This is a genomic window from Nocardioides luteus (assembly GCF_014648595.1).
GTDB classification, from domain to species: Bacteria; Actinomycetota; Actinomycetes; order Propionibacteriales; family Nocardioidaceae; genus Nocardioides; species Nocardioides luteus.
Genome location: NZ_BMRK01000002.1, coordinates 288,329 through 305,206 on the forward strand (window position 1 = coordinate 288,329; position 16,878 = coordinate 305,206).

18 protein-coding genes are annotated in these 16,878 nt (G+C 69.2%); 7 read left to right on the forward strand and 11 right to left on the reverse strand.

The features are described 5' to 3' along the window. The first annotated feature begins 41 nt into the window (after positions 1 to 41). From IEY81_RS03785 to pknB, 3 genes are read left to right on the forward strand one after another with little or no spacing between them, the layout of a single operon-like run. Positions 42 to 1,508 carry a peptidoglycan D,D-transpeptidase FtsI family protein gene (locus IEY81_RS03785; RefSeq protein WP_189117115.1) on the forward strand — a complete coding sequence of 489 codons (1,467 nt, stop codon included), beginning with the start codon at positions 42 to 44 and terminating at the stop codon, positions 1,506 to 1,508. Then, positions 1,505 to 3,085 (forward strand): serine/threonine-protein kinase, encoded by a 1,581-nt coding sequence (locus IEY81_RS03790; protein ID WP_189117116.1) that lies wholly within the window; start codon positions 1,505 to 1,507, stop codon positions 3,083 to 3,085. Before IEY81_RS03785 ends, IEY81_RS03790 begins: the two co-directional genes overlap by 4 nt. Next, entirely contained in the window at positions 3,078 to 4,874 is a 1,797-nt protein-coding gene (pknB, locus tag IEY81_RS03795; protein WP_189117117.1) for a Stk1 family PASTA domain-containing Ser/Thr kinase, read from the forward strand. The genes IEY81_RS03790 and pknB overlap by 8 nt, the downstream gene beginning before the upstream one ends. Positions 4,875 to 4,899: 25 nt before the next feature. On the opposite strand, the gene IEY81_RS03800 is transcribed toward pknB, so the two are convergent. Then, positions 4,900 to 5,628: a DUF881 domain-containing protein gene (locus IEY81_RS03800; RefSeq protein WP_229787304.1), complete on the reverse strand. Its 729-nt coding sequence runs from the start codon at positions 5,626 to 5,628 to the stop codon at positions 4,900 to 4,902. Positions 5,629 to 5,731: 103 nt separating this feature from the next. Here IEY81_RS03800 and IEY81_RS03805 point away from each other — a divergent pair, with 103 nt between their 5' ends. Continuing rightward, positions 5,732 to 6,193: a cell division protein CrgA gene (locus IEY81_RS03805; protein WP_189117119.1), complete on the forward strand. Its 462-nt coding sequence runs from the start codon at positions 5,732 to 5,734 to the stop codon at positions 6,191 to 6,193. Between the two features lie 156 nt (positions 6,194 to 6,349). On the opposite strand, the gene IEY81_RS03810 is transcribed toward IEY81_RS03805, so the two are convergent. The 7 genes from IEY81_RS03810 to IEY81_RS03840 all read right to left on the reverse strand — a co-directional run bounded on the left by IEY81_RS03810 (position 6,350) and on the right by IEY81_RS03840 (position 11,817). Next, positions 6,350 to 7,183 carry a rhomboid family intramembrane serine protease gene (locus IEY81_RS03810; RefSeq protein WP_189117120.1) on the reverse strand — a complete coding sequence of 278 codons (834 nt, stop codon included), beginning with the start codon at positions 7,181 to 7,183 and terminating at the stop codon, positions 6,350 to 6,352. A 105-nt stretch (positions 7,184 to 7,288) separates the two neighbouring features. Continuing rightward, positions 7,289 to 7,804 (reverse strand): peptidylprolyl isomerase, encoded by a 516-nt coding sequence (locus IEY81_RS03815; protein ID WP_189117121.1) that lies wholly within the window; start codon positions 7,802 to 7,804, stop codon positions 7,289 to 7,291. A 70-nt stretch (positions 7,805 to 7,874) separates the two neighbouring features. Continuing rightward, complete coding sequence (locus IEY81_RS03820; protein WP_229787306.1) at positions 7,875 to 8,246, reverse strand: DUF3817 domain-containing protein; 372 nt, start codon at positions 8,244 to 8,246, stop codon at positions 7,875 to 7,877. Further along, on the reverse strand, positions 8,243 to 9,103 hold the full coding sequence (locus tag IEY81_RS03825) for an SURF1 family protein (protein WP_189117122.1): 861 nt from the start codon (positions 9,101 to 9,103) through the stop codon (positions 8,243 to 8,245). The genes IEY81_RS03820 and IEY81_RS03825 overlap by 4 nt, the downstream gene beginning before the upstream one ends. A 22-nt stretch (positions 9,104 to 9,125) precedes the next feature. Next, positions 9,126 to 10,025 carry a hypothetical protein gene (locus tag IEY81_RS03830; protein WP_189117123.1) on the reverse strand — a complete coding sequence of 300 codons (900 nt, stop codon included), beginning with the start codon at positions 10,023 to 10,025 and terminating at the stop codon, positions 9,126 to 9,128. An 81-nt stretch (positions 10,026 to 10,106) separates the two neighbouring features. Next, entirely contained in the window at positions 10,107 to 11,111 is a 1,005-nt protein-coding gene (locus tag IEY81_RS03835; RefSeq protein WP_189117124.1) for a TauD/TfdA family dioxygenase, read from the reverse strand. A 286-nt stretch (positions 11,112 to 11,397) separates the two neighbouring features. Continuing rightward, positions 11,398 to 11,817 (reverse strand): MarR family winged helix-turn-helix transcriptional regulator, encoded by a 420-nt coding sequence (locus IEY81_RS03840; RefSeq protein WP_189117125.1) that lies wholly within the window; start codon positions 11,815 to 11,817, stop codon positions 11,398 to 11,400. Positions 11,818 to 11,982: 165 nt separating this feature from the next. On the opposite strand from IEY81_RS03840, the gene IEY81_RS03845 reads away from it, so the two are divergent. Genes IEY81_RS03845 through IEY81_RS03855 form a run of 3 tightly spaced genes read left to right on the forward strand, consistent with a single transcriptional unit; the run spans position 11,983 to position 13,379 of the window. Beyond that, on the forward strand, positions 11,983 to 12,384 hold the full coding sequence (locus IEY81_RS03845) for a DUF1304 family protein (RefSeq protein WP_189117126.1): 402 nt from the start codon (positions 11,983 to 11,985) through the stop codon (positions 12,382 to 12,384). 45 nt (positions 12,385 to 12,429) lie between these two features. Beyond that, the gene (locus tag IEY81_RS03850) at positions 12,430 to 12,768 is read left to right on the forward strand and encodes an ArsR/SmtB family transcription factor (protein ID WP_189117127.1); all 339 of its coding nucleotides are present in this window, start codon (positions 12,430 to 12,432) and stop codon (positions 12,766 to 12,768) included. Beyond that, the gene (locus tag IEY81_RS03855) at positions 12,765 to 13,379 is read left to right on the forward strand and encodes an SRPBCC domain-containing protein (protein WP_189117128.1); all 615 of its coding nucleotides are present in this window, start codon (positions 12,765 to 12,767) and stop codon (positions 13,377 to 13,379) included. The genes IEY81_RS03850 and IEY81_RS03855 overlap by 4 nt, the downstream gene beginning before the upstream one ends. Here the strand turns inward: IEY81_RS03855 and IEY81_RS03860 are convergent. The 3 genes from IEY81_RS03860 to IEY81_RS03870 are packed head-to-tail and all read right to left on the reverse strand — an operon-like array spanning position 13,352 to position 16,868. Next, positions 13,352 to 14,686, reverse strand: a complete 1,335-nt coding sequence (locus tag IEY81_RS03860) for an MFS transporter (protein WP_189117129.1) — start codon at positions 14,684 to 14,686, stop codon at positions 13,352 to 13,354. The two genes, IEY81_RS03855 and IEY81_RS03860, sit on opposite strands and share 28 nt — an antisense overlap. Then, complete coding sequence (locus tag IEY81_RS03865; protein WP_189117130.1) at positions 14,683 to 15,522, reverse strand: SDR family NAD(P)-dependent oxidoreductase; 840 nt, start codon at positions 15,520 to 15,522, stop codon at positions 14,683 to 14,685. The genes IEY81_RS03860 and IEY81_RS03865 overlap by 4 nt, the downstream gene beginning before the upstream one ends. Further along, positions 15,519 to 16,868, reverse strand: coding sequence for a flavin-containing monooxygenase (locus tag IEY81_RS03870; protein WP_189117131.1), 1,350 nt, complete (start codon positions 16,866 to 16,868; stop codon positions 15,519 to 15,521). Before IEY81_RS03870 ends, IEY81_RS03865 begins: the two co-directional genes overlap by 4 nt. Positions 16,869 to 16,878 lie beyond the last annotated feature (10 nt).

Here is a 16,878-nt window from a genome sequence, read left to right on the forward strand (position 1 = left end):
CCGCGTCCGTACACTTGCGCTCGCGCTACGGAGGTGGCCGCGTGAACCGCCCCATTCGCACGCTCAGCGTCGGCTGCCTGATCCTCTTCGTGGCGCTGATGCTGAACCTGACGTACGTCCAGTTCTTCAAGGCGAGCTGGTACAACGACCGCGCCGACAACCGCCGGGTCACCGAAGAGGCCTACGCACAGCAGCGCGGCGACATCCTGGTCGGCAAGAAGGCGATCGCCACGAGCAAGCCGAGCGACGACAAGTACGAGTGGCAGCGCACGTATCCCGGCGGCAAGAAGTACGCCCCGATCACGGGCTTCATGTCCTACTCCTACGGCCAGACCGGGATCGAGAGGTCGCAGGACTCGGTGCTCTCGGGCCAGGACAACAAGCTCTTCACCAACCGCCTGGTCGACCTGGTCACCAACTCCGAGCCCGCCGGCGGCAACGTCGAGCTCACCATCGACCCGAAGGTCCAGGACGCCGCGTACGAGGGCCTGACCGCTCTCGGTGAGGACGTCCAGGCGGCCACGGTGGCGATCGAGCCGAAGACCGGCCGGATCCTGGCGATGGCCTCGACCCCGACCTACAACCCCTCCAAGCTGGCGACCCACGACTTCGGCGCCGCGAGCAAGTCCTTCAACAACCTCTCGAAGGACGAGGACGAGCCGCTGCTGAACCGCTCCATCCAGACCGCGCTTCCGCCGGGCTCGACCTTCAAGCTGGTCACCGCCGCGGCCGCGATCGAGAAGCTCGGCATGGACGGCGACAGCAAGGTCTACGGCGGTGCCAGTCTCGACCTGCCGGGCACCACCACCGACCTGCCCAACCTCAACGGCACCAGCTGTGGCGGCGAGCAGATCACCCTCACCCGGGCCCTGGAGGTCTCCTGCAACACCGCGTTCGGCCAGCTCGGCATGGACCTCAGCGACGAGGACATGCGGGCCCAGGCCGAAGCGTTCGGCTTCGGTCAGCACTACCTCGACGACATCGGCCCGCAGGCCAAGAGCCGCTACCCCACCAACGACGGCAAGGACAAGCAGGCCCGCGCCGCGATCGGTCAGCAGGACGTGATCGCGACCCCGCTGCAGATGGCGATGGTCTCGGCCGGCATCGCCAACGGCGGCGAGGTCATGAAGCCCTACCTGGTCGACCGGGTCACCTCGTCCTCGCTGGACGTCATCGACCAGGGCAAGCCGACCACGATCGACAACCAGCCCGCGATCTCGCGGGACACCGCCGAGATCCTGACCCAGATGATGGTCAGCGTCGTCGACAACGGCACCGCCGAGGTCGCCTCGATCCCCGGGGTGAGCGTCGCCGGCAAGACCGGCACCGCGCAGAGCTCCAAGGAGCGCGCTCCCTACGCCTGGTTCACCTCGTTCGCCCCGGCGGAGAACCCGTCCATCGCGGTCGCCGTGATGGTCCAGAAGAGCGGCACCGAACGCAGCGAAATCGCCGGCGGACGGCTGGGCGGACCAATCGCGAAGGCCATGATGGAGGCAGCGATCTCATGAGTCGTTACGTATTCCACGAGCTCATCGGCACCGGCGGGATGGGCGAGGTGTGGCGGGCGACCGACACGACCCTCAACCGCGAGGTCGCGATCAAGCTCCTCAAGCCCGAGCACGCCGAGGACCCGATCGGCCGCTCCCGGTTCGAGTCCGAGGCGAAGCACGCCGCCGCGCTCCACCACCCCAACGTCGTCGCCGTCTACGACGTCGGCGAGATGCCGACCGCCTCCGGCCTGATGCGTCCGTTCCTGGTGATGGAGCTGGTCGACCACAAGCCGCTCTCCGAGCTGATCCGTGACGGCCGTCCGCTCGACCCCGAGGTCGTACGCGACCTGCTCGGTCAGGCCGGCGACGCGCTGGCCGCCGCTCACCGAGCCGGCATCGTGCACCGCGACGTGAAGCCCGCCAACCTGCTGATCACCCCGCAGCGGAAGGTGAAGGTCACCGACTTCGGCATCGCCCGTGCACAGGCCTCGACCGGCATCACCGGCACCGGCCAGGTGATGGGCACGCCGCAATACCTGAGCCCCGAGCAGGCTCGAGGCGAGAAGGCCACCCCGGCCTCCGACGTCTACTCGCTCGGTGTGGTCGCCTTCGAGTGCCTGGCCGGCTACCGGCCGTTCCAGAAGGAGACCCCGGTCGCGACCGCGATCGCCCACCTGCACGACCCGGTCCCGCCGCTGCCCGACCACGTCCCCGCCGACCTGGCCGCGGTCGTGATGCGGAGCCTGCAGAAGGACCCGAGCCTCCGCTACGCCGATGCTGCCGCGTTCACCACCGCGATGATCGGTCACGGTGGTGGTGCGGACCCGGACGCCGAAGCCACCACCGTCGTTGCCGCCGCGCCTGGTGACGCGACCGCGACGTCGGTCATGGACCCGGTGCCCTCGCCCTCGGCCACCCAGAACTACGTCGGCATGCAGGGCGGCGCGGGCGGCCCGATGGGCCCCGAGGGCCCGCCGCCGCCCCGCTACCAGGACCCCTACGACAGCTACGACGACGATCAGGACCAGCGGCCCTGGTACAAGAAGCCGTTCAACATCGTCGTGCTCGTGATGCTGGTCGCGGTGATCGTCGCGATCATCTGGATCATCTCGACCCTCGCGTCGGGCCCGGACAACAGTCCGGCCGACGACGCCTCCCCGACGCCATCAGCATCTCCGACGCCCACGCAGACGGAGCAGGCGGAGGAGGAGCCGAAGCCCGTCGAGATCGACGAGGACGACTACGTCGGCCGCAACGTCGACGAGGTGCGCCGCGAGCTGAGCGACCTCGGACTGGTCCCGAAGGTCTCGGTGCAGGAGAACGACGGCAGTCAGGGCGCCGACGTCGTCTCCGGGCTCGACCCGACCCGCAACCTCTACGAGGGCGACCCGATCACCATCCGCTACTACGGCGAGCCGCCGGCCGCCCCGCCTCCCAGCCAGGAGGAGCCCGACCAGGGCGAGGGTGACAACGAGGAAGAGGAGCCCACCGACGACGGCGAGTCCCCCGACGGCTGGAACTTCCCGGACCTCCCCGGTGGCGACGAGGGCACCGGCAACGGGAACGGGAACGGCAACGGGGGCGGCAATGGCTGAGCCGGCACTCCTCGCCGGCCGCTACGAGGTCGGGGAGCTGCTCGGCCGCGGCGGGATGGCGGAGGTCCGCAAGGGCACCGACCACCGGCTCGGTCGCGTGGTCGCGATCAAGCGGCTGCGGATGGACCTGGCCAGCGACGCCACCTTCCAGGCGCGCTTCCGGCGCGAGGCGCAGTCCTCGGCCAAGCTCAACCACCCCTCGATCGTGTCGGTCTACGACACCGGCGAGGAGAAGAGCGACGACGGCGTCGCCCAGCCCTACATCGTGATGGAGTACGTCGCCGGCCGCACGCTGCGCGACGTGCTCCGCGAGGGTCGCAAGATCCTGCCCGAGCGCGCGCTGGAGATCAGCTCCGACGTGCTCAACGCGCTCGACTACAGCCACCGCAACGGGATCATCCACCGCGACATCAAGCCCGGCAACGTGATGCTCACGCCGGCCGGTGACGTGAAGGTGATGGACTTCGGCATCGCCCGGGCGCTCAACGACGCCCAGTCCACGATGACCCAGACCGCGGCCGTCGTCGGCACCGCGCAATACCTGAGCCCCGAGCAGGCCCGCGGCGAGCAGGTCGACGCCCGCTCCGACGTCTACTCGGCCGGCTGCCTTCTCTACGAGCTGCTCACCGGCCGACCGCCGTTCGTCGGTGACTCGCCGGTCTCGGTGGCCTACCAGCACGTACGCGAGCACGCGCAGCCTCCTTCGACCCACGACCCCTCGCTGACCCGCGAGCTCGACGCGATCGTGATGAAGTCGCTCGCCAAGCGGGTCGAGGACCGCTACCAGTCCGCGCAGGAGATGCGCACCGACATCGAGCGCTATCTCGCCGGGCGTCCCGTCCAGGCGGCCGTCCCGCCGAGCATGGACCAGACCCAGGTCGCTCAGAACCGCGCCGTCCCGCCCTACGGAGACCCCAACAGCGGCTACTACCCGCCCCAGGACGACCGGCCCCAGGGGCCGCGCCCCTGGGTGCTCGTGCTGCTCGGTCTGGTGATCATCGGCCTGATCGCGGTGGGCGCCTACTTCCTGCCGACCGCTCTCGGGCCGCAGAGCACGCCCGCGCCCGACGTCACCGGTCTCACCCAGGAGAAGGCGATGGCCGAGCTGAGCGCGGCCAAGCTCAAGGGCAAGGTGAAGCAGGAGCCGAGCGACAGCGTCGCGGTCGGAGTGGTGATCTCGCAGGACCCACCTGCCGGCCAGGAGATCGAGGAGGGCGAGACCGTCACCCTGACGGTCTCCACCGGTCCACCCAACCGCGAGATGCCCAACGTGGTCGGGATGTCGCAGAAGGCGGCCAAGGACCTGCTCGAGGACGATCCCTACAGCTTCTCCGTGAAGATCGAGACGGTCGACTCCGACGAGCCCAAGGGCACGGTGATCGAGTCCGACCCGGTTGCGGACCAGAGCGTCACGACGGGGAAGAGCACCGAGGTCGTCCTCTCCGTCTCCAAGGGTCCCAACAAGGTCCCCAACGTGGTCGGGAAGAGCGTTCAGGAGGCTGAGGAGATCCTCCGCAACGCCGGCTTCACGCCTGTACGCAAGGACGAGCCCAACACCGACAAGCCCAAGGACACCGTCGTCGAGCAGACGCCGGGCAAGGGCACGCCGCTGAAGAAGAACGGCGAGGTGATCATCTTCGTCTCGACGAAGGAAGCGCCGCTGCCGAGCTGTCAGACCCTGGTGCCCAACCCGGACGACCCGTCGGCCACGGCCACCCAGACCGCCGAGCCCGGCGACCCGCCGACGTGCGACCCGGCGCTGCCGCCGACCTCTCCAGCGGCCCCCTGACCGTCGCTCCGCCGAGGCCCCTGTCTCAGTCGCCCTGAGGCAGGGGCTTCGCGTACTTCACGTCGAGCAGGCCGTCGTAGGCGGGCGCGGTGAGGTAGGTCAGCGGCTTGAGGGCCCAGCCGATCTGGACGTTGGGGTCGCGGGCGTCGGCGCGGTAGTTCTGCACGTGGTCGTCACGGTCGATCGCGGCCTGGAGCTGGTCGGGGTCGCCGACGGCCTCGATGACGTACGGCTGGGGATAGGGGACGCCGTCGAGCTGCACCGTGCTGCCGGAGCACTTGATGCCGGTGGTGGTGATGATCCGCTCGCCGGCGATGGTGATCGCCTCGGCGCCACCGGCCCACAGCGCGTTGACGACCGCCTGGATGTCCTGCTGGTGCACGACGAGGGAGTTGGGGTCGTCACCGGTGTAGCTCTTCTGGACCTCCGAGGGCGCGTCGCCGAGCACGATCTGCATCCCGGCGCCGCTGTGGTCGGAGGTGCCGGCCGGGTCGGCGAGCCGCGCGGACTGCCGCTGGAGCTTCTTGACGTCCTTGTCGGTGACGCCGCTGGTCATCCCGTCGACCTCGCTCTGCAGCTCGGCGAGCTGGGCCTCGAGACGGTCGTAGCGGCTGCGCTCTCCGTCGACGAGGGTGGCAAGGTCCTCGTAGCGGCCCGGCCGCAGGTCGGTGCCGTCGGCGTTGACAAAGCTCACCGCGAGCAGGCCGCCGCAGAGGATGACGACGATAGGCGTACCGAGCCTCCATGAGGTCATGCGGGACCAACGCTTTGGCTTAGAGGTGGGGTTAGCCTGGGTTCCGGAGCTCACGACCATTAGGGTATGCGCAGCAATCACATTTGTCTGAGGAGCATCACCCGTGGCCAAGCTCAAGCTCTCGAAGAAGAGTGATCTCGACCTGCCCAAGGATCCGATCTTCACTCCCCGCTTCGGGATCGCCCTGTTGCTGATCGCCCTCGGCATCGGCTGGATCGTCTACTACTACACCGGCGTGCGCCCCAACGAGGTCGGCGGCGACTTCACCGGCCCGAAGCCGGTGCAGAAGCTCGAGGGGTGGAACTACCTCATCGGCTTCATCCTGCTCTTCGCGGGCCTCGCGTTCGCCGCCCACCCGAAGACCCCGCTCGGCCGTGGCCGCGGCGTCGTGGTCGGCATGCTCGGCTGCTTCCTGATCGGCCTGGTCTGGATCTGCGTCTTCTACATCTTCGCCAACGACCACCTGGACAAGATCTGGGTCTTCAACGACCTCGGTCAGAAGAACCTTCTGGTCGGTATCGGCTTCATGGCGGTGGGTTTCACCTTCGCCACGAAGTGGGAGTGAGCCCCGGTCCACTCCGGCCGACACGACACGAAAGCGGCGCAACCCTTGGGGTTGCGCCGCTTTGCGTTACACGGGTGTGATTCTCCACAGGCTCCTCCACACCTGTGGATTTGTCCACGGCGGGAAAACGCGCCGAAAACACCTGCCGCGAAGGCGTCAGAACACCAGGATCCGTACGCCGACGAGAGCAAGCAGCACCACGGTGAACCCGCCCAGGGCAGCCCACTGCAAGGGAGCCTTCCGGTCGGCCCGGAACGTGGTGAAGATGCCCGCGACCGCGAGACCGCCGATGAAGCCACCGACGTGACCCTGCCAGGAGATGCCCGGGCCGAAGAAGGTGATCGCCGCGTTGATCAGCAGCACCGGGAGCAGCGGGGAGAGCGACTGCCCGGCGCGGACGAAGAGCACCACCAGCACGCCCAGCAGCCCGAAGATCGCGCCCGAGGCGCCGACCGTCGTGGCGGCCGGAGCGGTCGCCCAGACCACCAGCGCCGAACCGGCCAGACCGGAGATCAGGTAGAAGACGAGGAACCGCAGCCGTCCCACGATCGGCTCGAGGAACGAGCCGAGCATGTAGAGCGAGAACATGTTGACGGCCAGGTGGAGGATCGCGACGTGGGTGAACGTCGAGGTCAGCAGCTGCCAGACCGCGCCGTCGTCGACACCGAGCACCCAGTGGGCGGCCGCCCCCGAGCTCTGCAGCGTCGAGCAGATCTGGTCGGTGGTGACGTTGGGGAAGTAGCCGTTGCCGTCGTCGGCGACGCACGCACCCCGGAAACGCAGAGCGACTAGGTCGGCGATCCTCGACCCGGCGCCGCCGGTGAGGATGATGCCCAGCCAGACCAGGACGTTGACGCCGATCAGCGAGAAGGTCACCGGGAGCGCCCGGAAGCCGATCCGCGCGCCCGTGAACCGCTTGGGCCGGCGTACGGACTTGTTGCCCTCACGCACGCACTCGGGGCACTGGAAGCCGACCGAGGCGGCCGTCATGCAGTCAGGGCAGATCGACCGGGAGCAGCGCTGACAGCGGATGTGCGTCTCACGGTCGGGGTGTCGGTAGCAGACCGGCACCCCGACCGGGGTCGTCTCGGACAATCAGCCCTCGACGATCTCGACGGTCTCGATGACGACCGGCTCGACCGGACGGTCCATCGCACCGGTCTTGGTGCCGGAGATCGAGTCGACAGCCTTCTTCGACGACTCGTCGGCGACCTCACCGAAGATGGTGTGCTTGAAGTTCAGCCACGGCGCCTGGCCGGTGGTGATGAAGAACTGCGAGCCGTTGGTGCCGGGGCCGGCGTTCGCCATCGCGAGCAGGTAGGGCTTGTCGAAGGTGAGCTCGGGGTGCGGCTCGTCCTTGAAGGTGTAGCCCGGGCCGCCCGTACCGGTGCCGAGGGGGCAACCGCCCTGGATCATGAACCCGTCGATGACGCGGTGGAAACCGAGGCCGTCGTAGTAGGGCACGCCGGAGCGGCCGGCGTCGTCCGTGTACTCCTTGGTCCCCGTCGCGAGGCCGACGAAGTTGGCGACCGTCTCCGGCGCGTGGTTGGGGAACAGGGTGATCGTGATGTCACCGTGATTGGTGTGGAGGATGGCCTTCTGGTCAGCCATGACCTGCCCTTCCGACATTGGGATTGGTACGGGGTGCAACGCCTCGATCCTCCCACATGGCGGGTCGGGATCAGGCGGCTGAGGCCTCGATCGCGACCTTCGTCAGCTTGGTGGCGCGGTGCTCGGCCCAGAAGCTGAGCACCGGGATGGTGCCGCACAGCGCCGTGACGATCGTGAAGGGCATCGGCCAGGCCGCCTTGCGGGACAGCAGGAACGCCGTCAGCAGGAAGATCATGTACAGCCAACCGTGCGCGACACCGAGGTACTGGGAGATGTCAGCGCCCAGCTGCCAGCCGGCGCCGCTGCCCTCGGCCAGCCAGGCTGCGTCGCTGACCCAGTAACCGTAGTGGAGCGGGAGGCCGATCAGGCACAGCACGACGAGCAGCACACCCACGATGGTGGCCATGATCCGATAAGCGATCAGATTGCCGGAGAGACTCACGCCTCGGAGGGTACGTGGCTTTCCTGAGGCGCTTTCTCAGGGGGCGGCGTCGCGTCGTCACCCTCGTCACCCTCGTCGTCCTCGTCGTCGGGCCGGCGCAACGTGTCCCGCACGTAGCGCCACCACACGTAGATCGCGAAGACGCCGAAGAGCCACCACTCGATCGCGTACAGCAGGTTGCGCAGCCCGGTCGTGGCCTCGGGCTCGGGCAGCTGCGGGGCGGGTACGTCGGCGACGTCGGTCGCACCGTCGTTGACCGGCATCGAGCTGGCCGGCCAGTTGTCCTCGACCGGCGAACGCACCATGTAGGCGCTGTAGAGGTCGTAGCTGGTGCGCGAGATCAGGTCGGCGATGTCGAGCTGCGGGAAGACGTTGTCAGACTTGCGGTCGTCGGCGACGTCGGCCCAGTCGCTGGGCTGCAGCCAGCCGGTGACGGTGACGTGACCGCGCGGCGCCGGCGGGGCGGAGGCGACCTCCGGTGTCCACCCACGGACGACGTAGACGGCCGACCCGGTGTCCTCCACCAGCACCGGCGTCACGGCCCAGTAGCCGACCTCGGACCCGCGCTCCATCCCGTCGATGAAGATGGTCTCGCTGGACATCCAGATGCCGGAGACGGTCACCGGGCGGCCGATCTGCTCCCACGGGAAGGAGTCGTTGGGACCGATCAGGTCGGTGAACGACTTGGGCTTCGCGTGCACCAGCTGGGCCACCTGGTCCTGCTTGTCCTGCTGGCTCGACTCGTACTGCCACACCCCGAGCATCACCGCACCCGTCACGAAGACGATCACGAGTGCGTGGGCGCCCCACAACCTGGGGGAGAAGATGCTCCGCGGGGGGCTGGTCTGGGCGGCCATAGCACCCCCAGCGTACGGCCCCTCAGTCGCAGACCGCGAATGGCACGGGCTTGCTGGTGACCAGCGTGGCGGCCGTCACGGGGTTCTTCACCCGGAAGCCGATCCGACCGGTGGACGGGTCCGCGACCCCGTGCGTGAACGTCTTCTTGTACGCAGCCACCCGGTCGCCCAGCTTCAGCCGGTGGAACAGGTCGTCACGGTCCTCGCCGAGGCGCAGGGTGGCCAGTCCGCCACCGAACTCGACCGAGTAGGCCTCGACGGGCGCCAGCCTGGTCTTCTCCTTCGGCCCGCCCTCGGCGCAGCCCTTGACCACGTAGGTGGAGGTGGCCGGGCCGCCGGCGACGGCGGTCATCGTCTCCTCCGAGGCCCAGTTCTCGTCTCCGGGTGCGGCGGTGTGCTTGGTGATCAGGTGGGTCTCCCGATCGAACTTCGCCCCCTTCAGTGGTCCGACCCCGGCCTTGATCGCCGGGCCCGGCTTGATCCGGTCGGGGACCTTGATGACGAACCCGCCCTTGCCGCCGGTGAACCTGGCCTCCCAGACCACGTCGGCAGCGCCCCAGTCGTACTTGTCGAGCAGCTGCTGGTCGACGTCTCGCAGCACCCCGCCGCTCACCTGGGCGGCTTCCTTGTCGGCTCTGCTCCACAGCTCGTTCTGCTTCGCGGGATTGGACTTGCCGGTGACGTCGTCGAACCCGAAGAGCGATTTCACCTCGTCGTAGTCGGTCACGGCCAGCGTCTTCGCGCTCGCCGGCACCAGCGTCATCGCCGCCATGACCGGGTCCATGTCCGCGGCGTAGACGGGAACAGTCGTCTCGGTCGGCGCGGCCTCGGGCCGCTTCGGCTCGTCGTCGCCCCCGCAGCCGGCCAGCGCCAACGTCAGCCCGGCGGCCAGCACTGCAACGCTCCATCGCCTCACGCTCACGCGGTTGAGTATCCCTGATCCTCGCCGGGAAATAGATGGAGGCCGCAGGCTGAACGCCTGCGGCCTCCGTGATCCCGAGCGTCAGCGACCGGCGCCTGTGAGCTCAAGGGATGTGGGAAGTGGCTCGAGCACCGGGTCGATGATCCGCGAGGAGGCCTCAGACCGTGCGACCCGACTGCGGCGCAGGTCCTTGACAGTCGTGAGGCGGCGGAGCCAACGGTCGGTGCCGTCGTAGCGAGCCGTGAACGGCTTACGGCCGTGCAGAGCACGGTGGTTGTCGACGATGAGGATCTCGCCGGGGGCCAGCGCGACGTCCTCGACGTTCGCGGAGAGCTCCATGATCAGCAGCTGCAGCGCCCGGTCGGCCTCCACGTCGCCCGGGAGGGCGGACATGTAGGGCGGGTCGAGCCGGACGTCGGGGGCCTGCGGGGAGCCGGAGAGCACCGCCGTCGGCGCGGCGAGCAGCTCGTCCTCGCTGACGCCGGCCTCGCGCAGGTTGCGCAGGTGCTCGTCGTCGGGGTGGATCACGTAGCGCGGCTCGAAGAGCGGCGCGAACTCCGGGCCGCTCACGTCGATCGAGCTGATGCCGACCGCGGTGGTCGGGATCAGGTCCTCGTTGCGCAGCGAGATCAGACCGAGGTGGTCGCAGCGCAGGCTGCTGAAGGCGTCCTCGATGTGCAGGTCGAGGACGACGTCGCTGCTGTGGCCGGTCTGCAGGCTCTCCTGCTTCTGGATCGGCAGGATGTTGTTGACCAGCTGGCCGCCCTGCAGCGAGGACCAGGAGACGGCGTCACCGAGCTGCGCCATGATCAGCGCGAGCCAGAAGTCGGCCATGTGCGGCGCCTGGGCGTCGGGGTGGTTCCAGTGCGGCGGGGTCGGACCGGCCGTCACCGGGAGGCCGCTGATCACGAGGGCGTCGGTCGCATCGCCGTAGCGGAAGGAGCGGATGGCTCGGGCGACACTCTCGGGGAGGTCGCCGCCGAGGAACGGGGCGGTCTCCAGGAACTCCGAGGAGACCGGGCTCTGGAAGCGGTCGAACAAGGACTCTGCCAGCTTCGCTGCGGCCTGGGACTCTGCGGTGGTCATCTCGACCCGGGTGACTACGGACTGTGCGCCCACAACATTGACCTCTCGGACTTTGCGGTGGTGGGTTTCGTCAGAGCGATTTCTGGCGCCCCGCCAAAGGATTGCCTAAGTTCAGAGCCACTTTGTTCCGCCGTACGGAATTCAAACGAGTGATAGGTCCAAATGTCGAGACGATAGGTATTAGGCCCCTTGCGCTGGCGGCGCGAACGTGTTTAGGGAATGTATCTCCGTTGCGGTCTCGTAGTTACCAGTGCTTTGCCTGGCCCGAAGGCGATTTCGGCGTCTCTCACCGGTAGGGATCGACGAGCTCGCGCAACGATGTGAGCGCCTCACGCAGCGCCGTTGCGAGTGGCGGTCCGAGGTGGTCGTTCCACTCCTGCTCGACCGCCATCACCAGCTCGCGAGCATGATCCGCCGCAGCCTGACCCTCGGCCGTGAACCTGATCAGGCGCGCCCGGCCGTCGCTCGGGTCCGGCACCCGCTCGACGTACCCCTTCTGCTCGAGGGCGGCGACCAGCATGCTCGCCGTCTGCTTGGTGACCTGCGCCTGCTCGGCGAGATCGACCAGGCGCGAGCCGTCCTCCGCGATCCGCTGCGCGAGGCGGGCCTGCGCCACGGTGATGTCGTAGCCCGCCTCCCGCATCGCCGAGACGATCCGGTCGTCCATCGCCCGATAGGCGATGAACATGAGCGTTGCGACATCCATCCGACCCCTTGACAGTCTCGACGACCAGGCGAAATATGGTCAGTAAGACTGACTATATCGCTCTCCGGTGTCCAGACAGCCGTCTGTTCACGGGGTTCTGCCGGACGCGTGTTGCCTCCCCGATCTCCACACCTCGCACCGCGAGGCCGCCCCGAGCAGGTCATCATGAACGCAGTCGCTCAACTCAGCGCCGGCATCTCCGCGCTGGTCCTCATCGCCGTCTTCCCCTTCGAGGCGTTCTTCATCGACCGCCCCGGGGTCCAGCGGTTCCTCGACATCGAGCCGCACGGCATCCGCAACGTCCACCTCTGGTCGTTCTGCATCGGCGCCCGCAACGCCCTCGTCGGCGTCGGCACGCTCATCGGCCTGTGGATCGTGAACTTCGGCGACGAGTCCATCGGTGTCACCGTCGTGGTCGTCACCTGCATCTACATGCTCCTGTCCTCGCTCTTCATGGCGGTCGCCGACCTCCTCGGGTTCTGGCTCCCGCGGGGCGGCAGCGTCAAGGGCACCCTCGCCTCCGCCGTCCTTCCGGCCGTCACACTGATCGCGATCGCAGTCTCCTAGTTATATTCCTTGACAGGAATATTCCGGTTGAGGCATGTTTGAGAGGTGCCCAGCCGTGACGTCTTCACCGCCATCGCCGACCCCACCCGTCGGCAGATCCTCGATCTGCTCTGCCAGCGGGAGATGGGGGTGGGCGAGCTGGTGGAGACTCTCGGGCTCGCCCAGCCCAACGTGTCCAAGCACCTGCGGACCCTGGGCGAGGCAGAGCTGGTGCACGTACGCGTCGACGGACCGCGCCGTCACTACCGGCTTCGACCCGACCGGCTCCGCGAGCTGGAGGAGTGGCTGGCTCCGTACCGACGGATGTGGGCCGACCGTCTGGATGCCCTCGAGCGCCACCTGGACCGCTCGACGACCCCGACCACGAGGAGGACTGAGAGATGACCACGACGACCGGACCGATGGGCGAGGTGATCCGCGAGGGCGAGCGGACGGGCCTGCGCTACGTACGCCTTCTCCGGCACGCGCCGGAGAAGGTGTGGCGGGCGCTGACCGAGTCCGACGGCCTGCGGCACTGGTTCCCGACCGACATCGTCGGCGAGCGGGTCGCCGGGGCTCGCCTGAGCCTGCCGTTCTGGCCCGAGGGCCTCGAGCTGGCGAACACCACCGATGCGATCGAGGAGATGGGCGTCGACCCGGAGAGCTTCGTCTCCGCAGGTGAGCTGCTGGTCTGGGACCCGCCGCACACCTTCGAGTTCAGCTGGGGGATGGACGGCCGCGCCGACCTGACCGACCTGCTCCGCTTCGAGCTCGAGCCCACCGACGACGGCACCCGGTTGACCTTCACCACCTGGTTCGGTGACCCCACGCCCAACACCGACACCGCGGTCGGCTGGCACGTCTGCCTCGACGAGCTCACCGGCCTCCTCGACCACGGTCCCTCGTCGCCGACCGGGGACGCGGCCGCGGTCGTGCAGAACGTGATGTCGCAGGCGGACGAGCTGCGACCGGCGTACGTCGACCTCCTTCAGGACGCGGTGGAGTCCAGCTCGTAACGACGCTGGAAGAGGATCGCGCCGGCCATCAGCACGGCGGGGACGATGGTGAACCCGATGATCACCGCGGTCAGCGCCGAGTCGGACTGGACGACGTCCTCACCGGCCGTGGCCGAGACGAATCCGCCGAGGCCGAGCACGCCAGCGTAGATGTAGGGTCCCAGCGCCGTGCCCAGCGCCTCGGTGGCCGTCCAGGCGCCGGTGTAGGCGCCGGCGCGCGAGACCCCGGCGGAGCGTGCGGCGTCGACCGCGTCGGGCACCATCGAGAACGCGAAGAGCTGCAGCCCCGCGAAGGCGACGCCGAGGGCGACGACGGCAGGTGCGGTGACCGCGATCCCGACCGCAGCGCCGGCCAGGAGCACGAGCGAGCCCACCACGAAGATCGCCTGGCACAGGAGCAGCCCGCGCTGCTTGCCGATCCGCTTCGACAGCGCACGCCACGCGGGTCCGGCGACCAGTGCGGGGCCGAGGAAGAGGCCCATCAGCAGCGCGGTCAGCTTGTTGTTCTCGAAGATGTGGTCGGTGACGAACGGCAGCGCGGCCAGGAACAGATGGGTCGTGGTGCCGGTCAGCAGGTAGGAGAGCGCCAGGAAGCGGAAGTTGCGGTCGCGCCAGGCGACCCGGAGGTCGTCGAGCACCGAGTGGGTGGCGTTCGCCTCGGGCGGCCGCACCCCGCACCGCTCGGTCAGCCGCCGTACGCCGCGGATCGCGACGAACGCGGTGACCACGATGACGACGCCGAGGATGACGGCCATCCGGGCGTACGCCGAGCGTTCGCCGGACGCGGTCAGCGCCGGGGCGATCACGCCGGCGCTGAGCAGCCCGACGGTCAGGAAGGCCATCCGGTAGACGAAGACCCGGGTGCGTTCGTGATAGTCGATGTCGAGGTCGGACGCCGTCGTCAGGTAGGGCACCTGGAAGCTCGCGAAGAGCAGGTTGCCGACGACCAGCCAGCAGCAGACCCAGATCGCGGCCGTCCAGCCGTCCAGACCGCCGGGCACGGCGAAGAGCGCGGCCATCGCCACCCCGAGCATGGCGCCGCGGGTCATCATCGAGCGGCGGTGGCCGAGGCGTACGGCCTCGCGGTCCGAGCGGGAGCCGAGCAGCGGGTGGACGATGACGTCGACGATCTTCGGCGCGAGGATCGTCAGACCGGCCAGGAACGGCGTGACCCCGAGGACGTCGGTGAGGAAGTAGAGCAGCAACAGGCCCGGGACGGTGACCCAGACGCCCATCCCGATGGAGCCGGTGCCGTACGCCGACAGGGTGCCGGGAGTCGCGCCCCGCACGGTCGGGACGGTGGTCATGCCAGCTCCCGGTGTCTGCGCACGACGCCGGCGGCGAGCTCGGCCGCGTCGAAGGCGCCTGCTCGTGCTCGGGAGGCCAGGGTGCGTTGGACGATGCGGTCGGAGAGGGCAGGCAGGTGGCGCGCGATGAAGAACTCGATCGCACCCTTGCGGGTCGTGGTGACGTCGCGGAGCACCCGGGTCGAGAACGCTGCCCGGACGATCGCGTCCACGACGCCCTCGAGCGGCTCGTAGGTGCTCATCCCTTCCAGGGAGAGCCCCGCCGCCGCGGTGGAGTCGTGGATCGGGCTGCGCACCGCCGACGGGTAGACGCAGGTGACGCCGACGTGGGTGCCGAGCTCGTGGCGCAGCGCGTCCGCGTAGGCGACCATCGCCCGCTTGGAGGCGCCGTACGCAGCAGCGAGCGGCAGCTGGAGCACGGCCATCCGCGAGGTCACCATCACCACCCGGCCGCGGCTCGCGACGAGCGCGTCCACGCAGGCCGCGGTGACCCGCCAGGTGCCGAGGAGGTTGATGTCTAGCTGACGGCGCACCTCCTCGCTGGGTGCCAGCTCGGCCGGAGCCGGGCCGCCGACACCGGCGTTGTTGACCAGGACGTCGAGCCGTCCACCGAGCCGCGCGACGGCGTCCGCGACGGCCGCGGTCACGCTGGCGTCGTCGGTGACGTCGCACTCGACGACCGGGAAGAGCTCGTCGCCGGTCGGGCGCAGGTCGAGGCCGACGACCTGGGCGCCCGCGGCGACCAGCCGGGCGCCGAGCGAACGGCCGATCGTTCCGGACGCGCCGGTGATCAGCACCCGCTTGCCGCGTACGTCCTGCTGGGTCTGCTTGCTCATGCGCGGGCTTCCTCACTGCTGGTCGAAAGTGTCCGGGGCGGGCCGACGCGGCCGATCCCGGCCGCGAGCTCCCGAGGCACCGCGGCGACGTACTGGTCGAAGTCGATGCGCATCATCGGCCGCTTCGCGCCCCAGCGCGCCAGCGCCGCTGCGTACGCCCTGGTGGTCGCGGCGCGCTGGGCGGCCGGTGCGGGCAGGCCGTAGCGACCGCTGAAGCAGGCCGCGACGAGCTTGGCCTGGGCCTCGACGACCGGGAGCGCGGCGCCGGTCGACTGCATCAGTCCGGTGAAGGCCAGGGTCGGGTCGTCGAGGTGGAAGACGCGCATGAACAGCGGCATCGACTCGGGGTCGCTGCCCGTCCACTCCTCCCCGAGGAACGGCAGGCTGACGCGGTATCCGGTCGCCCAGACGATGACGTCGACCTCCTCGGTGGTCCCGTCGGTGAAGGTCACGGTGCTGCCGTCGAAGCGCTCGATGCCCGGCCGCGCGACCACCTCGCCGTGGGTCAGCCGGTGCAGGATCGTGTCGCTGATGGTGGGGTGGTTCTGGAAGAGGCCGCCGGCCGGCGCCGGCAGGCCGTACGCCTCGGGCCGGCCGACCGCGACCCGCAGCATCGTCTCGGCGATGCGCTGACGCAGCCGCCAGGGGAGTCGGGCGAGGGCGGCGCCGGTGGCGTCGGCGGGGCGGCCGAAGAGGTACTTCGGCACGATGTGGGTGCCGTGGCGGGCGGAGAGCAGCACCGGCCCGTTGCTGACGTGCGAGGCGTCGACCGCGATGTCCATCGCGGAGTTCCCCATCCCGACCACCAGCACCCGCTGACCGGCGAAGACACTGGGGGAGCGGTAGTCGTGGGCGTGCATCTGGCGTCCGCTGAAGTCGCCGGGGTAGGGCGGATCCGGCCAGCGCGGGTCCCAGTTGTGACCGTTCGCGACCACGACCGCGTCGTACGTCTCGGTCGCCGGGCCGTCCGGGCCTGCGGCGGTCACCTCCCAGCGCGCGCTCGTGCGGCGTACGTCGGTGACGGTCTCGCCGAAGCGGATCCGCTCGGTCACGCCGTGCTCGTCGGCGTAGGTCTTCAGGTAGCCGGCGATCATGTCCGCGGACGGATAGTCGGGCCAGTCCTCGGGCATCGGGAAGTCGGCGAACTCGGTCCGGCCCTTGCTGGTGTTGAGGTGCAGGCTGTCGTACGCGGGCGAGAGACCGCTCGCGTTGTCACGGGCCCAGAGCCCGCCCGGACGGTCGCCGCGCTCGAGCACGGTGACCGACAACCCCTCGTCGATCAGCGCCTTCGCCGCGGTGAGACCGGCAGCACCGGCACCGATCACTGCCACGTCGGTGACGTCCATGAGCCCTCCT